Origin of the sequence: Streptomyces sp. JW3 (assembly GCF_052216785.1) — a bacterium.
In the GTDB taxonomy this organism is placed as follows: Bacteria; Actinomycetota; Actinomycetes; order Streptomycetales; family Streptomycetaceae; genus Streptomyces.
Genome location: NZ_JBQOUX010000001.1, coordinates 134,000 through 159,743 on the forward strand (window position 1 = coordinate 134,000; position 25,744 = coordinate 159,743).

23 protein-coding genes are annotated in these 25,744 nt (G+C 71.8%); 11 read left to right on the forward strand and 12 right to left on the reverse strand.

What is annotated here, in order from left to right; all coding sequences use genetic code 11:
* Positions 1 to 17 precede the first annotated feature (17 nt).
* A complete protein-coding gene (locus tag ACTT8P_RS00685) occupies positions 18 to 575 on the reverse strand; it encodes a pyridoxamine 5'-phosphate oxidase family protein (RefSeq protein WP_442829475.1) in 558 nt (185 codons plus the stop codon).
* Between the two features lie 147 nt (positions 576 to 722).
* On the opposite strand from ACTT8P_RS00685, the gene ACTT8P_RS00690 reads away from it, so the two are divergent.
* Positions 723 to 1,553 (forward strand): class II aldolase/adducin family protein, encoded by an 831-nt coding sequence (locus ACTT8P_RS00690; protein ID WP_442829476.1) that lies wholly within the window; start codon positions 723 to 725, stop codon positions 1,551 to 1,553.
* A 34-nt stretch (positions 1,554 to 1,587) separates the two neighbouring features.
* Here the strand turns inward: ACTT8P_RS00690 and ACTT8P_RS00695 are convergent, their stop codons facing one another.
* Positions 1,588 to 2,493: a DUF4429 domain-containing protein gene (locus ACTT8P_RS00695; RefSeq protein ID WP_442829477.1), complete on the reverse strand. Its 906-nt coding sequence runs from the start codon at positions 2,491 to 2,493 to the stop codon at positions 1,588 to 1,590.
* A gap of 167 nt (positions 2,494 to 2,660) precedes the next feature.
* On the opposite strand from ACTT8P_RS00695, the gene ACTT8P_RS00700 reads away from it, so the two are divergent.
* Positions 2,661 to 3,935: a hypothetical protein gene (locus tag ACTT8P_RS00700; protein WP_442829478.1), complete on the forward strand. Its 1,275-nt coding sequence runs from the start codon at positions 2,661 to 2,663 to the stop codon at positions 3,933 to 3,935.
* A gap of 373 nt (positions 3,936 to 4,308) precedes the next feature.
* Entirely contained in the window at positions 4,309 to 4,818 is a 510-nt protein-coding gene (locus ACTT8P_RS00705; RefSeq protein ID WP_442829479.1) for a DoxX family protein, read from the forward strand.
* A 50-nt stretch (positions 4,819 to 4,868) separates the two neighbouring features.
* Here the strand turns inward: ACTT8P_RS00705 and ACTT8P_RS00710 are convergent, their stop codons facing one another.
* Positions 4,869 to 5,117, reverse strand: coding sequence for a hypothetical protein (locus ACTT8P_RS00710; protein ID WP_442829480.1), 249 nt, complete (start codon positions 5,115 to 5,117; stop codon positions 4,869 to 4,871).
* On the reverse strand, positions 5,104 to 6,576 hold the full coding sequence (locus ACTT8P_RS00715; protein WP_442829481.1) for a PspC domain-containing protein: 1,473 nt from the start codon (positions 6,574 to 6,576) through the stop codon (positions 5,104 to 5,106). Before ACTT8P_RS00715 ends, ACTT8P_RS00710 begins: the two co-directional genes overlap by 14 nt.
* Before the next feature lie 179 nt (positions 6,577 to 6,755).
* On the opposite strand from ACTT8P_RS00715, the gene ACTT8P_RS00720 reads away from it, so the two are divergent.
* Entirely contained in the window at positions 6,756 to 8,048 is a 1,293-nt protein-coding gene (locus ACTT8P_RS00720; protein WP_442829482.1) for an ATP-binding protein, read from the forward strand.
* Positions 8,045 to 8,749 carry a LuxR C-terminal-related transcriptional regulator gene (locus ACTT8P_RS00725; RefSeq protein WP_442829483.1) on the forward strand — a complete coding sequence of 235 codons (705 nt, stop codon included), beginning with the start codon at positions 8,045 to 8,047 and terminating at the stop codon, positions 8,747 to 8,749. The genes ACTT8P_RS00720 and ACTT8P_RS00725 overlap by 4 nt, the downstream gene beginning before the upstream one ends.
* Here ACTT8P_RS00725 and ACTT8P_RS00730 read toward each other — a convergent pair.
* Entirely contained in the window at positions 8,692 to 9,159 is a 468-nt protein-coding gene (locus ACTT8P_RS00730) for an ATP-binding protein (RefSeq protein ID WP_442829484.1), read from the reverse strand. The genes ACTT8P_RS00725 and ACTT8P_RS00730 overlap by 58 nt on opposite strands.
* Positions 9,160 to 9,290: 131 nt before the next feature.
* Between ACTT8P_RS00730 and ACTT8P_RS00735 the strand changes: the two genes are divergently transcribed.
* Positions 9,291 to 10,109, forward strand: a complete 819-nt coding sequence (locus tag ACTT8P_RS00735; protein ID WP_442829485.1) for a helix-turn-helix domain-containing protein — start codon at positions 9,291 to 9,293, stop codon at positions 10,107 to 10,109.
* Positions 10,106 to 10,363 (forward strand): DUF397 domain-containing protein, encoded by a 258-nt coding sequence (locus tag ACTT8P_RS00740; RefSeq protein ID WP_442829486.1) that lies wholly within the window; start codon positions 10,106 to 10,108, stop codon positions 10,361 to 10,363. The genes ACTT8P_RS00735 and ACTT8P_RS00740 overlap by 4 nt, the downstream gene beginning before the upstream one ends.
* A gap of 14 nt (positions 10,364 to 10,377) precedes the next feature.
* Here ACTT8P_RS00740 and ACTT8P_RS00745 read toward each other — a convergent pair whose 3' ends face one another.
* Positions 10,378 to 11,406 carry an NlpC/P60 family protein gene (locus tag ACTT8P_RS00745; protein WP_442829487.1) on the reverse strand — a complete coding sequence of 343 codons (1,029 nt, stop codon included), beginning with the start codon at positions 11,404 to 11,406 and terminating at the stop codon, positions 10,378 to 10,380.
* Positions 11,407 to 11,777: 371 nt separating this feature from the next.
* Here ACTT8P_RS00745 and ACTT8P_RS00750 point away from each other — a divergent pair, with 371 nt between their 5' ends.
* Positions 11,778 to 12,131, forward strand: a complete 354-nt coding sequence (locus ACTT8P_RS00750) for a hypothetical protein (RefSeq protein WP_442829488.1) — start codon at positions 11,778 to 11,780, stop codon at positions 12,129 to 12,131.
* On the opposite strand, the gene ACTT8P_RS00755 is transcribed toward ACTT8P_RS00750, so the two are convergent.
* Together ACTT8P_RS00755 and ACTT8P_RS00760 are read right to left on the reverse strand one after the other, a co-directional pair.
* Complete coding sequence (locus ACTT8P_RS00755) at positions 12,109 to 13,086, reverse strand: tellurite resistance/C4-dicarboxylate transporter family protein (protein WP_442829489.1); 978 nt, start codon at positions 13,084 to 13,086, stop codon at positions 12,109 to 12,111. The genes ACTT8P_RS00750 and ACTT8P_RS00755 overlap by 23 nt on opposite strands.
* 27 nt (positions 13,087 to 13,113) lie before the next feature.
* Entirely contained in the window at positions 13,114 to 14,280 is a 1,167-nt protein-coding gene (locus ACTT8P_RS00760; RefSeq protein WP_442829490.1) for an NlpC/P60 family protein, read from the reverse strand.
* Between the two features lie 462 nt (positions 14,281 to 14,742).
* Between ACTT8P_RS00760 and pcrA the strand changes: the two genes are divergently transcribed.
* Entirely contained in the window at positions 14,743 to 17,244 is a 2,502-nt protein-coding gene (gene pcrA / locus ACTT8P_RS00765) for a DNA helicase PcrA (RefSeq protein WP_442829491.1), read from the forward strand.
* Positions 17,245 to 17,299: 55 nt separating this feature from the next.
* Here pcrA and ACTT8P_RS00770 read toward each other — a convergent pair whose 3' ends face one another.
* Complete coding sequence (locus ACTT8P_RS00770) at positions 17,300 to 18,964, reverse strand: M23 family metallopeptidase (RefSeq protein WP_442829492.1); 1,665 nt, start codon at positions 18,962 to 18,964, stop codon at positions 17,300 to 17,302.
* A gap of 265 nt (positions 18,965 to 19,229) precedes the next feature.
* A complete protein-coding gene (locus ACTT8P_RS00775) occupies positions 19,230 to 20,240 on the reverse strand; it encodes an esterase/lipase family protein (RefSeq protein ID WP_442829493.1) in 1,011 nt (336 codons plus the stop codon).
* A 477-nt stretch (positions 20,241 to 20,717) separates the two neighbouring features.
* Between ACTT8P_RS00775 and ACTT8P_RS00780 the strand changes: the two genes are divergently transcribed.
* On the forward strand, positions 20,718 to 21,134 hold the full coding sequence (locus ACTT8P_RS00780) for a cobalamin B12-binding domain-containing protein (protein WP_442829494.1): 417 nt from the start codon (positions 20,718 to 20,720) through the stop codon (positions 21,132 to 21,134).
* A gap of 136 nt (positions 21,135 to 21,270) precedes the next feature.
* Here ACTT8P_RS00780 and ACTT8P_RS00785 read toward each other — a convergent pair whose 3' ends face one another.
* Both ACTT8P_RS00785 and ACTT8P_RS00790 read right to left on the reverse strand, forming a co-directional pair.
* Complete coding sequence (locus ACTT8P_RS00785) at positions 21,271 to 22,920, reverse strand: DUF5691 domain-containing protein (RefSeq protein WP_442829495.1); 1,650 nt, start codon at positions 22,918 to 22,920, stop codon at positions 21,271 to 21,273.
* A 130-nt stretch (positions 22,921 to 23,050) separates the two neighbouring features.
* Complete coding sequence (locus ACTT8P_RS00790) at positions 23,051 to 24,400, reverse strand: SWIM zinc finger family protein (protein ID WP_442829496.1); 1,350 nt, start codon at positions 24,398 to 24,400, stop codon at positions 23,051 to 23,053.
* 133 nt (positions 24,401 to 24,533) lie between these two features.
* On the opposite strand from ACTT8P_RS00790, the gene ACTT8P_RS00795 reads away from it, so the two are divergent.
* Entirely contained in the window at positions 24,534 to 25,727 is a 1,194-nt protein-coding gene (locus tag ACTT8P_RS00795; RefSeq protein WP_442829497.1) for an ATP-binding protein, read from the forward strand.
* The last annotated feature ends 17 nt before the right edge of the window (positions 25,728 to 25,744 follow it).

Below are 25,744 nucleotides of genomic sequence, written 5' to 3' on the forward strand. Positions count from 1 at the left end.
GAGCGCCCTCGCGGTTCTCACGTGCGTCTGATCGTGCGCAGCGGTTCCCCGGGCTGCCAGACCTGGACGACGAGATACGTGTCGTCCTCCACGCAGGTCCGCGTGACCTCGGTCAGCTCGGCACGGAAGAGGTGGAACGGCTCCGGCGGTTCCACCTCTTCGACGTACCCGGCCTTCGTCTCCCCGTCCTCCACCTCGTACGCCCGTCCGCTGATCCGGACATCGCCCCCGCCCATGCCGGTGCCCTCGCCGGGGTTGGCCTGGAGCGCGAAGCGCGGGTCACGGCGCAGGTCCAGGGCCTTGAGCGAGCCCGGCATCATGCCGAGCCACAGCTCACCGGCGAGAAAACGCACCTCCAGACCGCTGGTCCGGGGCGAGCCGTCCGCCCGCAGGGTGGCGAGGGTGTGGTGGGTGTAGGCGCCGAAACGCCGCTCGGCGGTCGTGGCGAGACCGGGTTCGGCGGCGGCGAAGGAGCCCCAGTTCGCTGTCGTGCGTCGGGTCGTGCGTCGGGTCGTGTGTCGGGTCGTGCGTCGGGTCGTGTGTCGGGTCGTGCGTCGGGTCGTGCGTTGATTCATGGGCGGAGTCATGAAGCCGAGTCTCCTGGCCAAACCAGACATCTCCTGTCGGGTATCGGCCGGGACGCGCCGGGTGTCCACGTATTGCTCCGCACATTTACGGAACAGAACTGTCTTCCCGGGCTCACCGAGGGTAACTTCCGCCCCGTGAATCAACCCAGTGCCAAAGGACACACGCACGGGACGTCCGGGGCCGCTCCGCCCCCGCCGCGGCCTCTCGACAAGCTCCAGTTCGCGATGCCGCCGATGCACGAGTCCGTCGCCGACGAACGCCGGCACCGCAAGGAGCGACTGGCGGGCGCGCTCCGTATCTTCGGGCGCAACGGGCTGGAGGACGGCGTCTCCGGGCACATCACCGCCCGCGACCCCGAGTTCACCGACTGCTTCTGGGTCAACCCCTTCGGCCTGCCGTTCCGGCACGTCACGGTGAGCGACCTGGTGCTGGCCAACGCCGACGGCCAGGTGATCGAGGGCAGCTACCACGTCAACCAGGCCGCCTTCACCGTCCACTCCCAGGTGCACGCCGCCCGCCCCGACGTCGTCGCAGTCGCCCACTGCCACTCGGTGCACGGACGCGCGCTGGCCGCCCTCGGCGACCTGCTCGACCCCATCACCCAGGAGAGCTGCGCCTTCTACGAGGACCACGCCCTCTACGACTCCTACAGCGGCGTCTCGGTCGACGCCGAGGAGGGGCGGCGCATCGCCGCGGCGCTCGGCTCCCGCAAGGCGCTGGTGCTGCGCAACCACGGCCTGCTGACGGTCGGCGACTCCGTGGACGCGGCGGCCTGGTGGTTCCTGTCCATGGAACGGTGCTGCCAGGTCCAGCTGACCGCCAAGGCGGCGGGCCGGCCGGTACTGATCGACCACCAGCGGGCGGCGGCGACCTGGGAACAGCTCGGCGGGGACCTGGTGGCGTGGATCAACTACCAGCCGCTGTGGCGCGAGATCAGCCGCGGGGAGCCCGATCTGCTGGACTGAAGCGTGGCACTGCGGCCGTGTCTCAGAAATGCCGTCAGAACTGCCGGAGCACGACCGCCTTGGTCGTCGCGAACTCCTCGTCGGTGAGCACCCCGTCGCGGTGCAACTGCCCCAACTCGCGCAGCCGGCGCAGCAATACGTCGTGCTGGTCGGCCTGCGGCGGCACGGTGCGGGCCGGCCGGGGGCCGTGCGGGGAGTCGTGCGGTGGGTCCCCGGGGCCGAGGGCGGCGCGGGCCGACGGATGCGGCAGCCGGGCGGTGACGGCGGTGGCGACCAGCGCGGTGAGCAGATCGCGCCGGGCGTTGCCCCACAGGTCCAGGGCGTACGGGTCCTTCTCCGGCGGCAGCTCGGCGAACACCGTCTCCCGCGTCACGAACCGCAGAAAGCCGTCCGCGTAACCGGAGTTGGGCAGCCACTCGACCTGCACCAAGTCACCCACGTGGATGATTCTCGGGCCGGTGGCACGCTTGACCCGGTCGGAGGTGTCCGCCCAGTCGATCCGCACCTGGGTGCCGTCGAAGGAGACCGTGCCGTCGGAGGAACGGACCGAGACCGGGACCGGCGGGCCGGGCAGGAGGTACGCCTTGGTGGGGTCCTTGGGAATCCGGTCGAGCAGCAGCGCGCGGCGGATCTCCTCGGCGACGTACTCGGCGATCCCGGCCCGGTCGGTGTCCACCGTCAGCCGGTAGGGGTCCGCCGGGTCGGGGAGCCGGCCGCCGGTCGCCTGGAGCAGCGGATCGGCGCCCTCCCGCAGCCGCAACCGGAGCCGCCCGCGCTTGCGTTCCGGTTCGAAGACGATGCCCGAGACGGCCTCCAGCGGTACGGCGACCTCCCCGTACGTCTGCCGGAACAGCGGCACCGAGCGGTGCAGACCCGGGGTGATCCGGACCGTGCTCCCGTCGAAGGCCCAGGCTCCGTCGCGCTGGATGATCTCGGCCATAAGGGAATTCTCGCAGCCGGGTCAACACCGCGGACCGCACGTCACTTGTGCTGAGCAGACAGGGCCGGGGGTGCCCGGCGCGAACGGGGTGCTGTAGGGCACAATTCGCTGTCGTCCCGGGGGAGTTGCGGGTCCGGTCGCAAGGGTGCGGAAGGTGGATGTCGGGCGTGGCGGTGCAGGAGGCGAGACACGGTGGGGTGGGCACGCACGGGGGCGGATGCGAATGCGGTGACTGCCCGCACGGCGCACGTGAGGGCCATCGGCGGGCGGCCGCCGAATTCGCCCTGCGCAGGGACGAGTTCGCCGCCGGTCAGGGGCTGCCGGCCGCGGTGGCCCACTCGGCGTCGGCGTCCCGGCAATGGGTCTCCGAGGAACTGACCCAGTCCGCCGGCCTGGTCGCCGAACGCGGCCGGGCCGAGGGCGGGGCCTGGCTGGCCGGCCTGTGGCGCCGCACGGCCGGCGTGGCCCTGGCCGCCGTGGTGATCCTGCTGCTGGTGCAGGCGCTCACCGCGGTGGGCGCCGGCTGGACGCCCGCCCGGACCGCCGGGCTGGTGGCGGCCCTGGTCGTGGCCGGGGCGCTGACGGCGGCGTCCTGGTTCCACCGCGCCCGGGGCGGCGCGCTGGCCCCGGTCATCGGCGAGGACAACCGGCTCTCCACGTCCCGCGCCGTGGCGGTGGCCTGGGTGCTGTTCGTGGCCTACGCGGTGCTGGTGCTGGTCGGACAGTTGGCGCTGGCCTCCGCGCACGGCGACCGGGACGCGCTGATCTCCGGCCTGGAACTGCGCCGGGGCGCCGGTGTGGTCACCGTGCTCGCGGTGGTCTGCGGGATCGCGGTGCTGGTACGGCGGGTGGTCGGGCTGCGGGTGCTGGGACAGCGGCTCCAGAAGGTACGGGCGGACCGGCCGCGCGCGGCCGATCTGCTGACGGACGACGCGGGACGCGGCACCTTCGCGGACATCCAGTACGTCGTGATCAACGGGGTCGCCCTGGTGTTCGGGGCGGTACGGCTGGCCCGGCGCCCGGAACAGCTGCCGGACCTGCCGTGGGGGCTGGCGGTGGTGGTGCTGGTGTCGGCGGCGACCTACCTGGCCGGCAAGTACGCCGAGGGCGGCCGTCCGGTGGTCCTGTCGGTGGTGCGCGCCCGCGAGGCCGGTGACCTGGACGGTCCGATCAGGACCGGCGACGACATCGAGATCCGGGGTGCCGGGTTCGTGCCGCCGGGGGCGCAGAACGCGGACCGGCTGTCGCGGATGGTGGTGCGGATCGGTCCGGTCAACGTGCACGTACCGCTGGTCCCGGTCGCCGGTGGCTTCAGCAACCCCACCGACTCGCTGCTGACCGTGCCCGTACCGGCGGACGTGGAGCCGGGGCGGGTCGAGGTGCAGGTGGTCACGGCGGCCGGGGTGGAGACCAACCGGTGCGTGGTGGAAGTGACGGACTGAGGTCGGACTGAGATCCGGCTGCGGTGCGACTGAAGGGCTGGCTGAAGGGCTGGCTGAGGTCCGACTGAGGGGCTGGCTGAAGGGCTGCTGGCTGAGTTCCGGCGGGTAGGGCGGGTGGAGGGCGGCGGAGGGCCGACTGCGGCGGCCTCTGGCCTGTTCTGGTCTCCATATCGTTCAGAAAACGGTCCGGATATCGGTCAGAAAACGGTCCGGATATCGGTCAGAAAACGGTCCGGATATCGGTCAGAAAACGGTCCGGTCGGGAAAAATCTTGGCCCGCGAGGATTGAGCGCACTCTCCGTGTCGTACGTATGGTCGTCGAGGGGGTCTCGGCACGCGCGGCGAGAGGCGGCTGGCAGCGATGACGCACGGCATGCGGACGGACACGTCCCCCATCGACGGCGCGGACTGGCGGGAGCGGGCCACCCGGTACGCCCTCCTTCCTCTTCGGGTCTTCCTCGGCATCACCTTCATCTACGCCGGCATCGACAAACTCACGGACAGCGCCTTCATGAAGGACTCGGGCGCCGGCTCCGTCGGCGACATGATGCGGACCGTCCGGGACTCCTCGGCCATTCCCGCCCTCGTCGACCTCGCCCTGAAGAGCCCGTCCGGCTTCGGTTACGCCATCGCCTTCGGGGAACTGGCCGTCGGCATCGGCACCCTGATCGGTCTGTTCGCCCGGCTCGCCGCGTTCGGCGGCGCCCTGATCTCGCTCAGCCTGTGGCTGACGGTGAGCTGGGCTTCCGATCCCTACTACTACGGCAATGACCTGGCCTATCTCATGGCGTGGATTCCTCTCGTGCTGGCGGGTGCGCCGGTGCTGTCGCTGGACGCGGGGCTGCACGCGCGGCGTCGGCGGCGGCGGGGCGGGTACCGGTAACCGGCCCTGTCGCGGACGGTAACCAGCTCTGCCGCGGCCTCCGGTGCGGGTCAGCTCCGGGTTTCGGTGTGTGGCTCGGCCGGGGCGGGTGCGCCGTCCGCTGCCCGGCGGCGGCGCCGTGCCTCGTGGGCCAGCGTCCCCACCGCGCCGGCGAGGCCCAGGCCGCCGAGGACGACGGGGATCACCACGAACCACGGTGTCTGCCACAGACCGCCCGCGTCCCCGGCGTATACGACGCCCGCCGCGATGAGGAAGGCGCCGGCCACCAGCCGGCCCGGCTGGAACTCATGACGCAGCACGGCTGACCTCCACCTGGCCGACGCCGACCTCCACCTCGAGGTCGAGCGTGCCGCCGCTCTTGCCGCCTCCGGCCGGAGCCAGGGTCAGCCGCTGGTGCTTGTCCGGTGCCACGTCCACGTCCTTCCCGTCGTCGCCCGGCAGCTGGATGTCTCCCAGTCCGACCTCGATGTCCAGCCGCACCGTCACGTCCGGCGGCACGACGACCCGTATTCGGCCCAGGCTCGCCTCGGCCCGGGTGCTGACCGTACGGCCCGCGGCCAGGTCCAGCCCGGACAGGTCCAGGGTGCCGTCACCGGTACCGACCTCGTACCGCTGCTTCACCTGCGCGGCCGAGGCCGGTGTCCAGTCGGCGCGCACCCACTCGGTGCCGATGTCCTTGGGCAGGGCGGCCGACGCGGCGAGCAGACCCGCCGTGACGATCGCGAGGAAGACCGAACCGGCCCCCGTGCGCCCCAGGAAGGCGCTGACCGCGATGCCCACCCCGAACACGGCCAGCGCGCAGGCCAGGCCCGTCTGGAGGCTGGTGCCCAGGGCCTGCTCGCCCCAGCCGGCGCGGGTGCCGAGGAATCCGGCGGCGAGGGCCAGCAGGAAGACCCAGCCGCCGATCCCCCGGGGGCCGCGCGGCCTCGGCGGCCTGGGCGGTCGGGGACGTGGCGCTCCCGGCTGTGCCCGGTCGTCGGCGCGGTACCCGGGGCGGTCGGTGCCGTGGCCGTCCAGGTCGACGTCGACGAAGGCCGCGATGTCCCGGGGACGGGAGTCGCTCGGCCCCCACAGATACCCCGTGCCGCCGACATGGGAGCCGTCCTTGACTATGGGGTCGCGCCACCAGGACGGCCAGGTGAAGCTGATCGGCGGTGCCTGCGCCTCGGGCGGGGCGTCACCTACGGCCTGCGCCGCGAGGGGGTCGGGCCCGGGATTGCCGCGCTGCCGCGACCAGTACCCCGCGCCCGCGAGAAGAAGGGAGAGGACGACGGCGAAGGTGAGCACCCCGCCGTTGTTCAGCATGGTCAGGAAGACCCCGCAGCCGACCAGCGCGAAGAGCACGGCCGCCAGCGCCTGGCCGTCGACCCGGCCGGTCAGCAGCTTGCGCACCTCGTTCTCGTCCTCGTCGTCGGCCGGGACGAACAGCCACGCGAAGCCGTAGAAGAGCAGACCGAGGCCGCCGGTCGCGGAGAGCACCGCCAGCGTGACCCGGAAGATCACCGGGTCCATGTCGCACTGCCGGCCGAGCCCCGCGCACACCCCGGCGACCACCTTGTGCCGCCGGTCGCGGCGGAAGCGGTGCGGCGGCGCGGCGAGGTCCGGCCCGGCACCGCTCCCACTCCCGGCGCCGCTCCCACTCCCGGCGCCGCTCCCGGCACCGGCGCCGGGCGTGGCGTCCTGCGGCCCGGCGCCCCGTGGCGGGCGCGGGCCGGCACCGGGTCCGGTACCCGCCGCGGCGCGCTCGTTTTCTGTCATGCGTCCATGGTGGCGGGCGCGGCGCCGCGACGGCAGCCGGTACGACCCTGGTCGGACCCTGATATCGGCCCCGAGCCGGCGCCCGGGAGATGTTCGACGACAGGCCGCCCCGAAGATCAGGGGAGTCTCCGGGGTACACCCTGATGCCCCGGCCGTGGGGCCGTGTGACCATCGTTGGCATGCCGGAAGCCGCAGCAGCGCCAGTCGTCGAGCCACGGCCGCCGCGCAAGCTCTACCGCAGCAGCGACGGACGCTGGCTCGGTGGAGTGGCGCGGGGGCTCGCTGGACACCTCGGGCTGCCCGTGATCTGGGTGCGGCTGGTCTTCGTCGGCCTGTTCATGGCCGACGGACTGGGCGCGCTGCTGTACGCGGCGTTCTGGTTCTTCGTGCCGCTCGGAGTCGGCGGCGTCGACGCGCAGAAGCCGCCCTCCCTGGTCTCCACCGAGACCTCCCCCGACGGCCGCCGCAGACTCGTCGCCCGCAGACCGGACAAGGGGCAGATCGTCGCCCTGCTCCTCATGGTCGTCGTGGCCATGGTCTTCGTGGGCAACGTCAATCTGAGCGGCGGCGCCAAGGCGTACCTCTGGCCGACCGTGCTGGTCGGCGCGGGCGTCGCCCTGGTCTGGCGGCAGGCGGACAACGCCCGCCGGGCCCGCTGGGTCGAGGCCGGCCGCCGCCGGCGCACGGTCCGGCTGCTGCGCGCGGTCGCCGGGGTGCTGCTGGTGACGGCCGGTGTCTCCGGCATCTTCGTGCTCCAGGGTTCCGCGGCCCACCTCGGCTCCGTGCTCCAGGCCGCCCTCGCGGTCCTGGTCGGCATAACGCTGCTGGCCGGGCCGTATCTGGTGCGCATGACGCAGGACCTCTCCGAGGAACGCCTGATGCGTATCCGGGCGCAGGAGCGCGCCGAGGTCGCCGCCCATGTGCACGACTCGGTGCTGCACACCCTGACCCTGATCCAGCGCAACGCGGAGAGCCCCGGCGAGGTGCGCCGGCTGGCCCGTGCCCAGGAGCGGGACCTGCGCGCCTGGCTCTACAAGCCGGAGGGCAACGGCAAGGACGAGGACGACGAGCCGACCACTCTCGCCGAGGCCGTGAAGCGCGACGCGGCCGAGGTCGAGGACAAGCACGGAGTCCCCATAGAGGTCGTCGTGGTCGGCGACTGCCCGCTCGACGAACGGATCGGAGCGCAGACGCAGGCCGCGCGCGAAGCGATGGTGAACGCCGCCAAGTACGGTGGCGAGGGCGGCGCCGTACAGGTCTTCGCCGAAGTCGAGGGCAGGACGGTCTTCGTGTCCGTCCGGGACCGGGGCCCCGGCTTCGACCTCGAATCGATACCCGCCGACCGGATGGGTGTCAGAGAATCGATCATCGGCCGCATGGAGCGCAACGGCGGCACGGCGCGGCTGCGCGCGGTGCCCGGCGGCGGCACGGAGGTCGAGCTGGAGATGGAGAGGGCGGAGAAGACGTCATGAGCGACCCGACCGAGGCGAACGAGACGGCGGCCGCGGCCGAGCGGCATGTGCGGGTGGTCCTCGTCGACGACCACCGCATGTTCCGTACGGGTGTGCAGGCGGAGATCGGCCAGACCGAGCAGACCGGGGTCGAGGTGGTCGGCGAGGCCGCCGACGTCGACCAGGCGGTCACCGTCATCACCGCGACCCGGCCCGAGGTGGTCCTCCTCGACGTCCACCTCCCGGGCGGCGGCGGCGTCGAAGTCCTGCGCCGCTGCGCCCCCTTGATGGCCGACGCCGAGCAGCCCGTCCGCTTCCTCGCGCTGTCCGTCTCGGACGCGGCGGAGGACGTGATCGGTGTGATCCGCGGCGGCGCGCGGGGTTACGTCACCAAGACGATCACCGGTACCGACCTGGTCGACTCCGTCTTCCGCGTCCAGGAAGGCGACGCCGTCTTCTCGCCCCGGCTGGCCGGCTTCGTCCTCGACGCCTTCGCCTCCACCGACGCCCCACCGCTCGACGAGGACCTCGACCGCCTCACCCAGCGCGAGCGCGAGGTCCTGCGCCTCATCGCCCGCGGCTACGCGTACAAGGAGATCGCCAAGCAACTGTTCATCTCCGTCAAGACGGTCGAGTCCCATGTCTCGGCGGTCCTGCGCAAACTTCAGCTGTCCAACCGGCACGAGCTGACCCGCTGGGCCACCGCGCGGCGGCTGGTCTGACGCAGTTCGCACCAGACGACCTTGCCGATGCCGCCCGCCCGCGGTTCGGCGCCCCAGTCGTCCGCCAGCGTCTCGACGAGGAGCACGCCCCGGCCCGACTCCGATGCCGTGTCCGGGCCGGCGGTGGCGGGCACGGGCAGTGCGTCGCTCGCGTCCGTCACCAGGAGGCGCAGGCAGCCGTCGTCCGTGAGGACGCAGCGGGCGCGGATCTCACGGCCTTGTGGGACCTTCGCGTGGCGGTAGGCGTTCGTCACCAGTTCGCTCAGGAGGAGTTCCGCCGTGTCCGTCAGGTCCGGGGGCAGTTCCCACGCGACCGCCTGCTCACGGAACAGGGTCCGGGCCCGGCCGACGCTGCGGGCGTGACGGGGCAGCCGCCACTCGATGTCCTGCGGGGCGGTCACTTTCTGCATGCGCTGTTCATCCCTTGTGGCGATGTCTCACGGTTGGCGAGAACACCGTCCCGGCTCGCGCGTAGCCTCGCGAAGTGACGGTACGGGTACAGCGAGTTGCCGTACCCGACGTGAATCCGGCGGAGGTACGTGTGTCGACCGAGGTGAACTCCCAGCCGCCGATCGCCTGGCGGTACTGCGGCAGCCAGATCAAGCTGTGGCGCTCGGAAGCGGGCGTCGGCCGTGACGCGCTGGCCAAGGAGACCGGCTATGACTGCGAGTACGTCAAGTCGATGGAGAACGGCCGGCGCCGGCCCACGCTGCGGCTGTTGCAGATCGCGGACCAGGTCTGCGGGGCGCGGGGGAAGCTGGTCGCTGCGCAGGAGTATCTGAAGCCGGAGCCGTTTCCTGCGCGGTCTCAGGAGTACATGGCCATTGAGGCGGATGCCATTGGGCTCTCATGTTATGAGCCACTGCTCATTCCCGGCCTGTTGCAGACGGAGGAGTATGCCCGGGCCTTGATCGGCGGTAGTTGTCCACCGTTGGATGACGAGACGGTCGAGGAACGGGTGGCTGCCAGGCTCCGTCGGCAGGACGCGTTGAGCCGACGAGTCAGTGTGCTCTTTGGGTTCGTGATCTATGAGGCTGCGTTGCGGACGGAAGTCGGCGGCAGAGAGGTCATGAGGACTCAGCTGAAGCACCTCCAGGAGGCCGGTCGACGCCGCAACGTGTCGGTGCAGGTGCTTCCGATCGGCCGGTGCACCGGTGTCGCTCTCGCCGGCCCCATCGTCCTCTTGGAGACGCCGGACCATGACACGTTGGCCTACGTCGAAGGGCCAGAGGTCAGCGTGCTGCATGCCGCCCCGGACAAGGTGAGTGCGCTGAACCAGAGGCATGCCATGATCCGCGTGCATGCCCTCAGTATTGAGGAGTCAGCTGAGTTCATCGGAAGGGTGGCGGAGGAGCTGTGAGCGACAGCCTGGTGTGGTTCAAGTCCAGCTATAGCGACGATCAAGGCGGGAACTGCCTGGAAATAGCCAGCGACTGGCACAAGTCCAGCTACAGCGACAGTCAGGGCGGCGCCTGCGTAGAAGTCGCCCCCTGCCCCCACACCATCCACGTCCGGGATTCCAAACTCGGCTCCACGAGCCCTCGGTTCACAGTCGCCGGGGGTGCCTGGGCCGTTTTCGTCTCCTTCGCCCGTACCCGTATCGGCGCGGCCTGACCGCGTCAGGTCAGTCAGGTCACCCGTGTCGCTCCCGTGAACGGCATCTCGTCCACCGGGGCGATCCGGACCGGGGACGACGGGTTCGGGGCGTGGATCATCCGGCCGTCGCCCACGTACAGGCCGACGTGGGTGACGCCGGGGTAGAAGAAGACCAGGTCGCCCGGGCGGAGTTCGGCCCGGGAGACCCGGTGGCCGGTGTCGATCTGGGCGTAGGTCGTGCGGGGCAGTGCGACGCCCGCGGAGCGGTACGCCGCCTGGACGAGGCCCGAGCAGTCGAAGGCGTTCGGGCCGGTCGCGCCCCAGACGTAAGGGCTGCCGAGCTTGGCGTAGGCATACGCGACGGCTGCCGCGGCGCGCGGATTCGAGGCCTCGGCGGCGCCGGCGGACAGGGTGTCGCGGTCGCCCGCGGAGCGATCGGCGTGGGCGCGTTCCGGCTCGGTGAGCCGGGACAGCAGCCGTCGGGCCTCCGCCAGCTTGCCGGTGATGGTCGCGCGGTGGCGTTTCAGTTCCGCCCGCCGGGAGGCCAGCGAGGCGACCTCCACGCGGGCCGCGCCACGCAGCCGCTCGATCTCCCGCAACTGCTTGCGCACACCGGCGACGGCGGTCGCGTGCCGGTCGCCCGCCCGTTCGATCCGCGCGGCCGAATCGAGATACCGGTCGGGTTCGGCGGAGAGCGCGAGCCGCAGGGCCGGGTCGAGGCCGCCGTCACGGTACTGGGCCGCAGCCACCGAACCGAGCGCCGTACGCGCCTCGCCGAGCCGTTCCTCCTTGCGCGCCGTCTCGTCCCGCAGGCGTTCCAGCCGCCGCTCGGCCGCGTCCGCCCGCTCCTTGGTGCCGTTGTACTGCTCGGTGGCGGCCTCGGCCTCCCGGTACAGCCGGTCCACTGTGACCTCGACCTGGGCCGGAGTCGGCTCCGGTGCGGCGTGTCCGGTGCCGTCCCACCCGGTGGCGGTCGCCGCGCCCGCGAGGGCGATCGTCGCGGCGGTCCGGGCGGAGGTGCGGTGCACCGTGCGCTGCCGGGGTCTGCGGTGTGCTGCCACCGGGATGCCGTTCCTTCCGTATGCCGTGTTTCGGATGGGGCCCGGCGGCGGTCCCGTACAGGGGAACGGGGCCGCCGCCGGACCCTCTGGCGGTGGTACCGGCGGCCGCCCCTGGCCCGGACGGCGGTGGGAAGCCGGTCACCTGGTGCAGGACGCTAGACCGGGCCGCGGTGAAAGAGTGACGGCTTGCACGTAAATGACGGGAGGGGATCGTTGCGTGACTGTATGTAACGATGATCTCCGTCGCGGGTCGTTCGCTTTACGCAGAGTGATGACCGATGTGCGGATTCGAGAACTCGGCGGCCGGGCGGAGTGCTATCACGGCTGTCCCCGCGCTGCCGGGCGCGCGGCCTTCACTAGGCTCCGGCCTCATGGACGTACTCATCCACCTCTTCGTCGGCCTGCACATCATCGGTATCGCCGCGCTGCTCGGCGGCTTCCTCACCCAGATGAAGGCGATGGGCGACGGCACCGCCCGGTTCGGTCCGGCGATGTTGCACGGTGCGCTGACCATGCTGGTCACCGGGGTGATCCTGGTCGGTCTCAACCAGGCCGACGACCAGTCCGTCAACAACATCAAGATCGGCGTGAAGCTCGCCGTGCTGATCGTGATCCTCGGCCTGGTCTACGTGAAGCGGGACGACGAGAAGGTGGAGAAGGGGCTGTTCGGGCTGGTCGGGGCGTTGACGCTGGTGAACGTCTTCATCGCGGTGCTGTGGACCTGAGCGCCGACCGCGCGGACCCGACCGCCCCGGCGGCCACCGCCAGCCACGCGGCCACCGCGATCCACAGCAGGGCCTGACCGGGCCCCTTCAGCCACGGCACCTCCACGGCGGCGGCGACGGACAGCGTCGCCGCCGCCGTCATGCCGAGCGGGAAGACGGTCGACCAGCGGCGTACGTCGTAGCGGAGGCGGGGGCGGAGGAGTTCGGCGGCGAGGAGGACGACGTACCAGGTCAGGTCGAGGACGAGGAGGGCGACGGTGGTGGTGCGCAGGGCGTCGCCGTCGTCCCGGTTCCACAGGTGCATGCCGCTGCCGCCGGCGGCGAGCAGCTTGGACCCGGCGAGCGCCGAGATGGCGAGCGCGCCGGCCGCGATCCAGTGGTCCCCGGCGCCCCGGGCCACCTGCCGCCAGTCGAAGCGGAACAGGGCGGCGGCGTAGAGCACCAGGCCGAACCAGAACGGCACCAGGGCGGCGTGCGCCGGCCAGGGCGTCGAGGTGGCGGCGGCGAGCGTGGCGCCGAGCACGGCGAGGCCCTGGGTGGCCACACAGCCGAGGAACACCGCGCCCGGCATGGACCGGCTCCAGTGCCGGATCACCAGGACGAGCAGTCCGGGCCACAGTGCCGCGGCCAGCGCCAGCAGCACGGCCGCGAGCGGCTGCCAGCCGAGCAGCGAGAAGCGGGTGCCGAGGACGGTGGTGGCGGCGACGGCGGTGAGCGCGCCCGGGGTGGCCGCCCGCGCCACCCACTTCGGGCGCTCGCGCAGCAGCAGGACGACGAAGTTCAGCGCGAGGCCGAGCCAGGCGGCGCTGCCCAGGACCAGGGCGATCCCGGACAGCACCTCGTGTCCCGTCAGGTGCAGGCCGACCGACACGATGCCGGTCGCCATCACGGCGGCCCCGGCGGCCGGCGGACGCCCCGCCCACCAGGCGCGCAGCGCGGAGATACCGGGTGACATGGGGCCGATGCTAGAGAGCGGAGCCGCTCAGGCCGGGCGTACCACGCTGTAGATCGACGACTCGCCGTCGTAGTAGACGGACTCCTCACGGACGTACGCGCCCGGCTTCGGCGCGTGGATCATCATGCCGTTGCCGATGTACAGGCCGACGTGCGAGATGTCGTCGTAGAAGAAGACCAGGTCACCGGGTTGGGCGGCGGAGATCGACACCGTCGTGCCGGCGTTGACCTGGTCGTAGGTGGTGCGTGGCAGGTCGACGCCGGCGTCCTTCCAGGCGGCCTGGGTGAGGCCGGAGCAGTCGTAGGAGTCGGGGCCGGTGGCGCCCCAGACGTACGGTTTGCCGATCTGGGCGCGGGCGAAGGCCAGGGCTTTCTCGGCCTTGGTGGCGTACGAGGAGTCGGTGGCGGAGGACGAGCCGGTCTCCGAGGAGCCGCTCTCCTCCTGCTCGGCGGCCGCCGCTGCCGCTGCCGCCTCCTGGCGCTGCTGCTCCGCAGCCTGCTGCCGGGCCAGTTCCTCGGCCTCGCGGTCGGCCGCCTCCTGCTTCTTCTTCTCGATCGCCGCGAGCCGCGCCTGCTCCTCGGCGGTCAGGTCGGCCAGCAGCTCCCGCGCGGAGGAGAGCTTGGTCTGGACGGTGGCCTTGGCCGACTTCAGGTCCTGCTGCGAGGTGGTGAGCGTCTGGAGGCTCTCGGTGGCCTCCTGGCGCTTCTCCATCGTCTCGGCCTGCTGGGTGGCGTAGTCGTCGACCATCTGCTTCTGGCGGCCGGTGAGCCGGTCCATCAGCTGGTTCTGGTCGAAGTAGTCCTGCGGGGAGTCCGCGAGCAGGAGGGTCGCGGTCTCGGAGACGGCCGCGCCGGTGCGGTACTGGGCGGCGGCGAAGGAACCCAGCTCCTCGCGCGCGTCGTTGAGCACCTGGGTGCGCTTGGCCACATCGTCCAGGAGGGTGTCGACCTGCTCGCGCTGTTTCGCGGCCTTCTCCTTGGCCGCGTTGTACTGCTCGGTGGCCGATCCGGCCTGCCGGTAGAGGTCGTCGACCTTCTTCTGGACCTCTTCGAGGCTGGGCCGGTCGTCGGCGGGGGCGGCGGTGGCCGTCTGGGAGAGCAGGGCCACGGAGGTGAGCGCGGCCGTGGCCAGGACCGGGGTCCGGATGCCTGCCACGCGCGTGCCGGCGGGACGCGACTTGCGGTGCGACGCCAAGGGAGGCGACTCCTTCCGTGCTCCGCCTACCGGGGTTAGCGATGGGGGTGCCCCCGGGCCGTCCAGGCCTGGGGGAGGGTTCGGGCGGTGGTGTTGCTACGGAAGGCTGCCCTACGGTTCGTGGCCCCGGGGAGGGCTGTGAACCGAATCACCCCATGTCACGGTGGGTCCCCGGTTCCGGGTGCCGTGCGGGCACGCCGGATTCGGCGGAGGCCGCGCGGCCCGGCGACGTTCGCCGGTGGGGGTCGTGCGGCCTGCCCCGCACCGTAGCCAACTCGTGTGGCAGCTGTGAAGGTTGAAGGGTGATATGCCCGATACATTTTCGTGACCTCATGCCTTTGGCTCACGCTGCGTGATGCGGGGTGGCGGGAGCGTGTCCGGAGAGGGCTGACGGCCGGTCCGTCGGGCGGATTTTCGAGGCGGCGTCCGGTTGTCGGTGGGGCGCCCTAGACTCGTAGAGCGATGAGCAGCCTCTTTGACGACAGCTTCCTGGCGAGCCTCCAGGCCCCCCGCGGCCACGAGGAGGAACCTCCGCCACCGCCCGAGGACGAGCAGCACGGACCGGAGCCGATCCCGGACGATCTGTTCGCCGGGAAGTTCGACATGCCCCCGGACCGGGACCAGTACTACCGGGACGGCGCCCCCCGGCCGGTACTGGACTCCGCCGCTCTCCTGGAGGGGCTGAACGAGAACCAGCGCGCCGCGGTCACGCACGCCGGTTCCCCGCTGCTCATCGTGGCCGGTGCCGGCTCCGGCAAAACCCGGGTACTCACCCACCGCATCGCCCACCTGCTCGGCGAGCGCCGTGTCCACCCCGGCCAGATCCTCGCGATCACGTTCACCAACAAGGCCGCGGGCGAGATGAAGGAGCGCGTCGAGCAGCTCGTCGGACCGCGCGCGAACGCGATGTGGGTGATGACCTTCCACAGCGCCTGCGTCCGCATCCTGCGCAGGGAGTCGAAGCAGCTCGGCTTCACGTCGTCGTTCTCGATCTACGACGCCGCCGACTCCAAGCGGCTGATGGCGCTGGTCTGCCGCGACCTCGATCTCGACCCGAAGCGCTTCCCGCCCAAGTCCTTCAGCGCCAAGATCTCGAATCTGAAGAACGAGCTGATCGACGAGGAGGACTTCGCCGCCCAGGCAGGCGACGGTTTTGAGAAGACCCTCGCCCAGGCGTACGCGATGTACCAGGCGCGGCTGCGCGAGGCCAACGCGCTCGACTTCGACGACCTGATCATGACGACGGTCAACCTGCTGCGCGCGTTCCCGGACGTCGCCGAGCACTACCGGCGCCGCTTCCGGCACGTCCTGGTCGACGAGTACCAGGACACCAACCACGCGCAGTACGCCCTGGTGCGCGAGCTGGTCGGCACCGGTGTCCACGACGAGGACGTCCCGCCGGGCGAGGGCGAGGTGCCGCCCGCCGAGCTGTGCGTCGTGGGCGACGCCGACCAGTCGATCTACGCCTTCCGCGGCGCGACCATCCGCAACATCCTCCAGTTCGAGGAGGACTACCCGGACGCGACCACGATCCTGCTGGAGCAGAACTACCGCTCCACCCAGACCATCCTGAGCGCCGCCAACGCGGTCATCGAGCGCAACGAGTCGCGCCGCCCCAAGAACCTGTGGACCAACGCGGGCGCGGGCGCGCAGATCACCGGGTACGTCGCCGACACCGAGCACGACGAGGCGCAGTTCGTCGCCGACGAGATCGACCGGCTCACGGACGCGGGCGAGGCCAAGGCCGGCGACGTCGCCGTCTTCTACCGCACCAACGCCCAGTCCCGGGTCTTCGAAGAGATCTTCATCCGCACCGGCCTGCCCTACAAGGTGGTCGGCGGCGTCCGCTTCTACGAGCGCAAGGAGGTCCGGGACGTCCTGGCCTACCTGCGGGTACTGGCCAATCCGGAGGACTCGGTACCGCTGCGGCGCATCCTGAACGTGCCCAAGCGCGGGATCGGGGACCGTGCCGAGGCCATGATCGACGCCCTCGCCCAGCGCGAAAAGATCAGCTTCCCGCAGGCGCTGCGGCGCGTCGACGAGGCGTACGGCATGGCCGCGCGCTCCACGAACGCCGTCAAGCGCTTCAACACGCTGATGGAGGACCTCCGTACGATCGTCGAGTCCGGAGCCGGACCGGCCACCGTGCTGGAGGCGATACTGGAACGCACCGGCTACCTCGCCGAGTTGCAGGCGTCCACCGACCCGCAGGACGAGACCCGGATCGAGAACCTCCAGGAACTCGCCGCCGTCGCCCTGGAGTTCGAGCAGGAGCGGGCCGAGGGGGAGGGGGAGGGGGAGTCCGCGGGCGGGCTCGCCGACTTCCTGGAACGGGTCGCGCTGGTCGCCGACTCCGACCAGATCCCCGACGAGGAGGACGGCGACGGCGTCGTCACCCTGATGACGCTGCACACCGCCAAGGGCCTGGAGTTCCCGGTGGTCTTCCTGACCGGCATGGAGGACGGCGTCTTCCCGCACATGCGCGCCCTCGGCCAGGCCAAGGAACTGGAGGAGGAGCGGCGGCTGGCGTACGTCGGCATCACGCGGGCGCGCGAGCGGCTGTATCTGACCCGGTCCACGCTGCGCAGCGCCTGGGGACAGCCCTCGTACAACCCGCCCTCCCGGTTCCTGGAAGAGATTCCGGCGGCCCACCTGGCGTGGAAGCGGACCGGATCGAGTGCCTCCGCCTCGTCCGCCGGGCCGGTCTCCGGGGTGGCGGCGTCGCTGTCCTCGTCCCGGTCGCGGTCGTCGGCGCAGGGCGGGTCCGGGTTCGCCACCCGCCGCACCGGTGAGCAGCCGGCGGTGTCGCTGGCGGTCGGGGACCGGGTCACGCACGACCAGTTCGGGCTCGGCACCGTGGTCGCGGTGAAGGGCACCGGCGGCAACGCCGAGGCGACGATCGACTTCGGCGACACCAAGCCGAAGCGGCTGCTGCTGCGGTACGCGCCGGTGGAGAAACTCTGACGGCACTGGTGACGGCCGCCCCCGCGGGGGCTCGGGGCGTTACGTGCTCGGTGCGTTACGTCGGGTCGAGGTCGTGGCTGCGCAGCCACGCCAGCGGGTCGATCGCCGAGCCGCCGGAGGGGCGCACCTCGAAGTGCAGGTGCGGGCCGGTCGAGTTGCCCGAGTTGCCGGAGTAGGCGATCGGGTCCCCGGCCTTGACGGTCGTACCGGAGGAGACCTGGTAACTGGAGAGGTGGCAGTACCACGTCTCCGTGCCGTCCTTCGCCGTCACGATCATCATGTTTCCGTACGCGCTGTTGTACTGCGTGCGGACCGTGCCGTCGGTCGCCGCCATGACCGTGGTGCCGTACGAGACGGGGAAGTCGATGCCCGAGTGGACGGACATCCAGTTGATGCCGGCCTGGCCGTAGTAGGCGCTGAGGCCGTGCTGTTCGACGGGCAGCGCGAACTTAGGGCGCAGCCGCTCCTTGCGCGCCGCCTCTTCCGCCGCGCGCCTCTTCTCCGCCGCCTGCTCGGCCTTGAGGTCGATGCGCTCCTGGGTGCGGCTGGCCCGGTCGGCGAAGTCGTCGGCGCCGGCGGTCAGACTGGCGAGCTGGGTGTCGAGCTTGTTGTTGGCGGCGGATGGTTTCACCACCTGGGTGTCCGCCGCCGACGCCGTGCTCTCCGTGCCGTCCTCGCTGCTCAGACCGTCGACGGAGGCGGCGGCGATACCGGCCACGCCCATCACACACGCCGAGGGCACGGCGATGGTCAGCAGCGCGGAACGTTTGGCGGGCTGCCGACGGCGCGAACGGGAGCCGGTGCGGGGCGAGGTGGGGCCGGCCGAGGCGGTGGGGGAGAGGGTCGGCGCGGTGTCCGCGGCCGGTGTGGTCTCCTCCTGGCCCTCCAGCAGCGGCGTCATGGCCGGGAGTTCGCCGGTGGCGGTGAGGCCGTCGGCGGGCGGGTCTTCCTGACGGGTTCCAGGGTGGTCCGGATGGTCCGGATGGTCCGAGCCGTCGGAATTCCACTGGGTGGCGTCGAAGGCGCCGGTGTCCAGTGCGCCGGTGTCGAGTGCGCCGGTGTCGAGTGCGCCGGTGTTCGAGGTCTGCGAGGTCTGCGAGGTCTGCGTGTTCCAGTCCCACTGCTGGGTCTGGTCGGGCTGGAGCCAGGCCGTGCTGTCCCACTGGCCGCTCGTCTCGGGGGCGCCCGCCTGCGGTGGCACGGCGGACAGCGGCTGACAGCCGTCCGCCCAGCTGGTGGTGTCGTAGGCCCCGGTGTCGTACGCGGCGTGATGCTGAGCGGCGTACACGTCGTAGTTCAGGGTCTGATGGCCACCGGTGTCCAGGATCTGGTGTCCGCCGGTGTCCAGGGTTTCGTGACCACCGGTGTCCAGGATCTGGTGTCCGCCGGTGTCCAGGGTTTCGTGACCACCGGTGTCCAGTGTCGGGTGACCGCCGGTCCACTGGGTGGTGTCGTCGTACGTGCCTGGCGTGCCGTACGCGGTGTGCGGGGCGTATGCGGCGGCGGTGTCGTACCCGGTGGTGTCGTATGGGCTGGTGTGCCGGCCCGGGAGGCTGCCGAAGAGCGGGTCGGCGGCGAAACCGGTGGTGTCGTAGCCGTTGTGTGTGGTGAGGTCGCCGTACTGGGCTTCCTGGATGCCGTACGACGCGTAGTGCGCCGAGGCGGCTTCGGAAGCCGCGGCCGGGGCGGTGGGGGTCCCCGACGGGTGACGGTCGTTCACCAACTTCTCTTTCGCCTCGACAACAGGGGCTGCCAGAGCAGTGCGGCGACTGTACCCGGCGGTATGCGGGCACGACAATCTTCCGCAGGTTTCGCTCACGCAGGAAACGGGCAATCGGCCGTGATTCGGCGGACTGCGGGCACGGGTTTGGCCTGGCGTTCGAGCGTTGTTCGAGGTGGTGGTGGTCGTCAAGTGATCGGCGGGCGATCGGCGGGTGGTCAGTCAGCGGTCGGTCGATGGTCAGTCAGCGATCGTCAAACGGTCATCAGGCGACGGTGAGCCCGCTGGGGCCGGTGGAACCGGTCGGGTCGTCGGGGTCGGCCTCGGACAGTGCGCTGATATGACTCGCGTCAAGAGCCTGCCGGATACCGGTAGCCACCGCAGGGTGAACCGGCAGGGCCAGATGGCCGATACCGCTGACCCGCACGTTCTGCGTCAGCAGATCCGGGTGCTCCAGGCGGGCCGCCTCCAGCGGGACCATCAGCGGGTCGAGATCGCTCCAGAAACTGACGAAGCGGGTACGGCAGCCCGGCGCGGGGCGGGCCAGTTCCTCGATCACCGGTGAACCGGGGCGCATCTGGCGCACGATCGGGTGCGCGTTGGCCAGTGGGGCCACGCGGGTGCCGGTGTGCGGGGTGCCGAGCGTCACCAGCATCCGCACGCGCCGGTCACCGCCGAGGCGCTGGACGTAGTACCGCGCGATCAGTCCGCCCAGGCTGTGTCCGACGATGTCCACCTGGTCCTTGCCCGTACGCTCGCAGATCTCCTCCAGGTGCCGGCCCAGCAGCTCTGCGGCAGTGCGTATGTCGCAGGTCAGCGGGGAGTAGTTGAGCGACTCGACCTGCTGCCTGCCGTGCTGCGCCAGGCTGCGGCGGAGCAGGACGAAGACCGACCGGTTGTCGATGAAGCCGTGCAGCAGGACGACCGGCGGGCGGTTCTCGGCCTGGGTCGGCAGGCGGGGGGTGGCGGTGGTGTCGGTGTCGGTGTCGGTGCCCGTGCCCGTGTCGGTTTCGGTTTCGGTGTCTGTGTCGGTTTCGGCCTGGGCGTCGTCGTCCAGGGTGGACGGGGGCGGGGCCGGAGCCGGGAGGGGCGGGGCCGCCCGGCGTTCCTGGATGATGCCGGATGGATAGAGAAGGACATGCCCTGCCAGGATCGCGAGCTCCAGGGCCGTCGCTTTCAGCAGGCCCACGGAAACGCCGGCGACCTTCACCGGCAGAACCGGTGCGAGCCGCTGACAGAGCGGACGAAAGGGCTGCACTGCCCAGCTGACCTTCATGGCCGACCTCCCGTCGGCACGCGGAAGAACGCCTCTGTCCCCCGTGTGCCCTCATGGAGAGTCGTGACACAGGTGCCGGGTGGTGTAAATGGGGTAGTGCGGGAGTCTCGTGCGGCTCGGTGGCGGTGCGTGCTGGTGTGGCGACTTTGGGTACCCGGGTGTCGCCGTCGGTTGTCGGGCTGGTGGTTGCGTGGATGGCGGGTGCCGAGCGGCCGCGGCCCACCGTGGATGGCCCGTCCCGCGTGCTGTGCGTGCCTGCGTGTTCACTGCCCCGTGTGCTGTGCTTGCCCGGTGCGTCCGTGTCGGGCGCGGCTCTCCGTGCGCGCGTCTCCCGCTGGTGATCGAAACGCCGCGCGATCAATATGTCCTTCTGTGTGATTTCCCCCTCGGTGTCCACCGCGAAACTGCCGGTTGCGGGATGCTGGAGATAACGTTCGTTCACTTCATCAGAGGTCGCTTCATGGCATGGAGGCAGTGATGGGTGTGGCAGCCGGTCCGATCCGCGTGGTGGTGGCCAAACCGGGGCTCGACGGCCATGACCGAGGGGCCAAAGTGATCGCGCGGGCGTTGCGCGACGCCGGTATGGAGGTCATCTACACCGGCCTCCACCAGACCCCCGAGCAGATCGTCGACACCGCGATCCAGGAGGACGCCGACGCGATTGGGCTCTCCATCCTGTCGGGCGCGCACAACACGCTCTTCGCCGCGGTGATCGACCTCCTCAAGGAGCGGGACGCGGCGGACATCCTGGTCTTCGGGGGCGGGATCATCCCGGAGGCCGACATCCCGCCGCTGAAGGAGAAGGGCGTCGCGGAGATCTTCACACCCGGTGCGACCACGACGTCGATCGTGGACTGGGTGCGGGAGAACGCGCGGCAGCCTGCGGGGGCGTGAGCCCGGGTGTGGGCCCCGGGGGACGCGAGCCTGCGGGGTGCGGGCTTAGGGGCGTGGGCCCGGGGTGACGCGAGCCTGCGGGGGTGTGGGCTCGGGGGACGCGAGCCCGCGGGGGTGTGAGAGGAGGGCGGACGGGTCATCGTGGTCCCGGGGTGTCGGGAACGTCCTCGGGGGTCGGACCCGGCTCCAGTTCCTCCGCCATCGCCGCGCGCAGCCGCAACGTGGTGACCAGGCGCTGGAACGCCTCTGCCCAGTACCCGCCGGCCCCCGGCGACGCGTCCTCCGGCTCGTCGGGTATCGCCGACAGCCCGTCGAAGCGGTCCGCCTCGGCGGGGTCCAGGCACCGTTCCGCGAGGCCCATCACGCCGCTGAAGCTCCAGGGGTAGTTCCCCGCGTCCCGCGCGATGTTGAGCGCGTCGACCACCGCCCGTCCCAGCGGCGCGGCCCAGGGCACCGCGCACACCCCGAGGAGCTGGAACGCCTCGGACAGGCCGTGCGTCGCGATGAACCCGGCGACCCAGTCGGCCCGTTCACCGGCGGCCAGGACGCCGAGCAGCTTGGCCCGCTCGGCCAGGGACACCGCGCCCGGCCCGCCGGCCTCGGGCGCCGTGGGTGACCCGAGCAGCGCCCGTGCCCACGCGGTGTCCCGCTGGCGTACGGCCGCCCGGCACCACGCGGCGTGCACCTCGCCCTGCCAGTCGTCCGCCACCGGAAGCGCGACGATCTCCCGGGGCGCCCGCCCGCCCAGGCGCCCGGTCCACGTTGTGAGGGGCGCCGCCTCCAGCAACTGGCCGAGCCACCAAGACCGTTCACCCCGTCCGCCGGGCGGCTTGGCGACGACGCCGTCGCGTTCCATGCCCGCGTCGCATTCGTGCGGTGCCTCCACGACGATCGCCGGGGCGGTCCGCGTGCGGTCGACGGACACACAGGACACCGCCCTCGCCGCCATGCGCTGCGCGAGCGCCGATGAGGGCAGCGCCGACAGCAGCTCCGCCGCCGTCGCCCGTACGTTGCGGCTGCGGTCGGCGAGCGCCTGCTCCAGGAACGGCTCGTCGTCCGGACCGAGGCCCGTGCGGAGCGAGTCGAGGAACATCAGGCGGTCCTCGGCCCGTTCCGTCGACCAGGTGGTGGTGAGCAGTTCGCGGGCGTCGGCGGGGCGCCGGGCGCGCAGCGCGGACAGGAGCGCGACCCGCTCGGCGAACAGGCCCTCCTCCCACAGCCGGCGGATCCGGTCCGTGTCCTCGGAACGCGGCAGCGTGGTGTCGCCGCCCGGCGCGGCGCGCAGGGCGAACCGCCAGTCCGGGTTCAGCCGGGCCAGCCACAGGGCGCGCGGTCCGGCGAACTCCAGGGCCGCCGGGCGCAGGTCGGTCCGGCCACGCGCAGCGTCCAGCAGGGCGGGCAGCGATTCCGGCGGCGCCGCGTAACCGTGGTCGTTGGCCGCCGCCAGCCACTGGGGCAGCAGTTCCATCAGGTCGGGGGCCGACCCGCGCCGGCTCCCGCCGCCCGTGCCGGCACGGTCCGTGAGCAGCAGGGCGAGTCGGCGGGCGGCGGCCTCCGGCAGGGGCGGACGGTGATCGGCGGGGGCCGGGGCCGGATGTTCCGCCGACCGGGCGGGACGCAGGGCGGCCCTTCTGCGCACGGTCTCTACGGCCGCCGCGTCCAACAGGTCCGTCGGAGCGTGCGGGCCGGGCACGCACCCCGGCGGAGTACGCCGTTCCGTGCCGAGCAGTGCCGCGGTGACCAGCTCCTCCCAAACGGGCGGCGCGGGCGCGGGTGTCCTGGGCATGCGGTTCCTCTTCCTGGAGAGGGCGGAAAGAAGGGAGGGAGTTAAGGGAGGCGCTGAGGGAGGGGGTTGGGGGTGGTGTGGGGGAGGGAGCCAGGAGAGACGTGGGGGAGTTGAGGGGAGAGCGGGCGGGTCAGTGCAGTGGGACCGCGGGGCCCGGGCCCGGTGGCCAGGCCGTCAGTGGGGTGAAGCCCCGGTGGCCGCACTCGCCGAAGACCTTGACGGGTGCGCCGCCGGACAGCGCGACCAGCCGCCACAGGCCCGGTCGGTTGCGGGCCGCGGAGGTGAGCGGCAGCGCCGTGTCGCCGTCGGCGTCCGCCAGTTGCCAGCCGTCGCCGTCCGGCACCGGTATGACCTCGTCCAGCGTCACCGGGACGGAATCCAGCCAGGGGTCGTCACGGAGGGCCTCGCCGTAGCGGGCGGCCGCCCCGGACGTACTGATGCCCGGGGGGCGTATCTCTGTCGCGGCGGGCGGGGCGAGCCGCTCGCCCAGGGCCGCCCGGTACTGACCGGCTCCCGGATAAGGGGACACCTCCGTATCCAGCGTCAGCCCCACCGGCAGGGCCAGCTCCGGGGCCCGGCCGGCGGCACCGTAGGAGAGGAGCAGGGCGGTGCGGCCCGACGCGGTGCCGTGCAGCCAGACCCGGCGGGTGGTCAGCCGCGCGTCCGCCGTGTCGTACTGGGCGAGGACCAGCCACCGGTCGCGGACGGCCGGTCCCTCCGGAGAGGCGGGCAGCCCGACCCGCGAGCGGACCGTCGCCGCCAGTCCCTCCGGCAGACGGTCACGGCGCAGCCAGCCCCGGTCGAGCAGGTGGAGCAGGGCGCACTCCTCCAGCAACCGGACCGGCCAGCCAGGACCGGACGACGGGACCGAGCCCAGCTCGCGGGCCCGCGCCGCCAGTCCGGGCGCCTGGGCGTCGACCATGCGGGCCGCCGTCTCCTCCCACAGCTCGTACCCGGCCGTCTCCGCGCCGGCCAGACCGCCGCGCAGCAGATCCGCCAGGCGCTGCTCCAGCTCTGTGGCGCCCGCCGAGATCCGCTCGGCCCGGCGCTCCGCCCGGCGCCGCGCCGCCTCCGGATCGGCGGCCGCGGAACCGGCGCTGTCCGCCCGGCCCTTCCGCTCCTCCCGTCCGCGCCGCGTCGCCAGCCACTGCTCCGCCCAGTCCGGCACCTGGGCCGACGGCACCGCGCTGTCCCCGCCGGTCCAGAGCAGCAGCAGCCCGAGCGCGTGCTTGCACGGGAACTTGCGGCTCGGACAACTGCACTTGTACGCGGGCCCGGTCGCGCCCGCGAGATCGACGACCGTCTGATACGGCTTGCTGCCGCTGCCTCTGCACAGTCCCCACACCGCCCCCTCGTCGGTACATCCCGCCTCGGACCACGGCCCGGCCGTACCGAGTTTGCTTCCCGCTTTGCGTGACGCGGCGTCAGGTGCCAGTGCCAGCACCTGGTCGGCCGTCCAGCGCGCCCCCTGCTGAGTCATGTCATCGAAGCTAGGTCCTACCACTGACAATCGGCCCTCGCGAGCGTGTTTGTGCAGGTCAGGGCGATTGTCAGTGGTGTGGTGCACCGTAGATGTCAGATCCGAACCGGCCGAGCTGGAGGGGGACTCAGCCATGCCTGTGTCCGCAGAACCGACGACCGTCGACCCGAGCCAGAACGGGTCCGCGCCCGTGAACACGGACGCGGACACCCAGACATCCGCAGGCCCGCACGAGAGTCACGAGAGCGCGGAGGCCCTGCGTCCGCACGCCGAGAACGCCTTCGCCGGCGAACTGGCCGCGCTCGCCGCGCAGGACGACCGTCCGCGCCCGGCCCGCTGGAAGCTGTCGCCGTGGGCCGTCGCGACGTACCTGCTCGGCGGCACGCTGCCGGACGGCACGGTGATCACGCCGAAGTACGTGGGCCCGCGCCGCATCGTCGAGGTGGCCGTCACCACGCTGGCCACCGACCGCGCCCTGCTCCTGCTGGGCGTGCCCGGTACCGCCAAGACCTGGGTGTCCGAGCACCTGGCCGCGGCCGTCAGCGGCGACTCGACCCTGCTGGTGCAGGGCACGGCCGGCACGCCCGAGGAGGCGATCCGGTACGGCTGGAACTACGCGCAGCTGCTCGCCCACGGCCCCAGCCGGGACGCCCTGGTGCCGAGCCCGGTCATGCGGGCGATGGCCGAGGGGATGACCGCCCGGGTCGAGGAACTGACCCGTATCCCGGCCGACGTGCAGGACACGCTGATCACGATCCTGTCGGAGAAGACACTGCCGATACCGGAGCTGGGCGCGGAGGTGCAGGCGGTCCGCGGCTTCAACCTGATCGCCACGGCCAACGACCGCGACCGCGGAGTCAACGACCTGTCCAGTGCCCTGCGCCGCCGCTTCAACACCGTCGTACTGCCGCTGCCGGAGAGCCCCGAGGCCGAGGTGGACATCGTCTCGCGCCGCGTCGACCAGCTCGGCCGCTCCCTCGACCTGCCGGCCACGCCCGACGGCATCGACGAGATCCGTCGCGTCGTCACCGTCTTCCGTGAACTGCGCGACGGGGTGACGACCGACGGACGGACGAAGCTGAAGTCGCCCAGCGGCACATTGTCGACGGCCGAGGCGATCTCCGTCGTCACCGGCGGCCTCGCGCTGGCCGCCCACTTCGGCGACGGAGTGCTGCGCTCCGGCGACATCGCGGCCGGCATCCTCGGCGCCGTCGTCCGCGATCCGGCGGCCGACCGGGTCATCTGGCAGGAGTACCTGGAGACGGTCGTCCGGGAGCGGGACGGCTGGAAGGACTTCTACCGGGCCTGCCGGGAGGTGAGCGCATGACCGGCATTGGAGAGGAC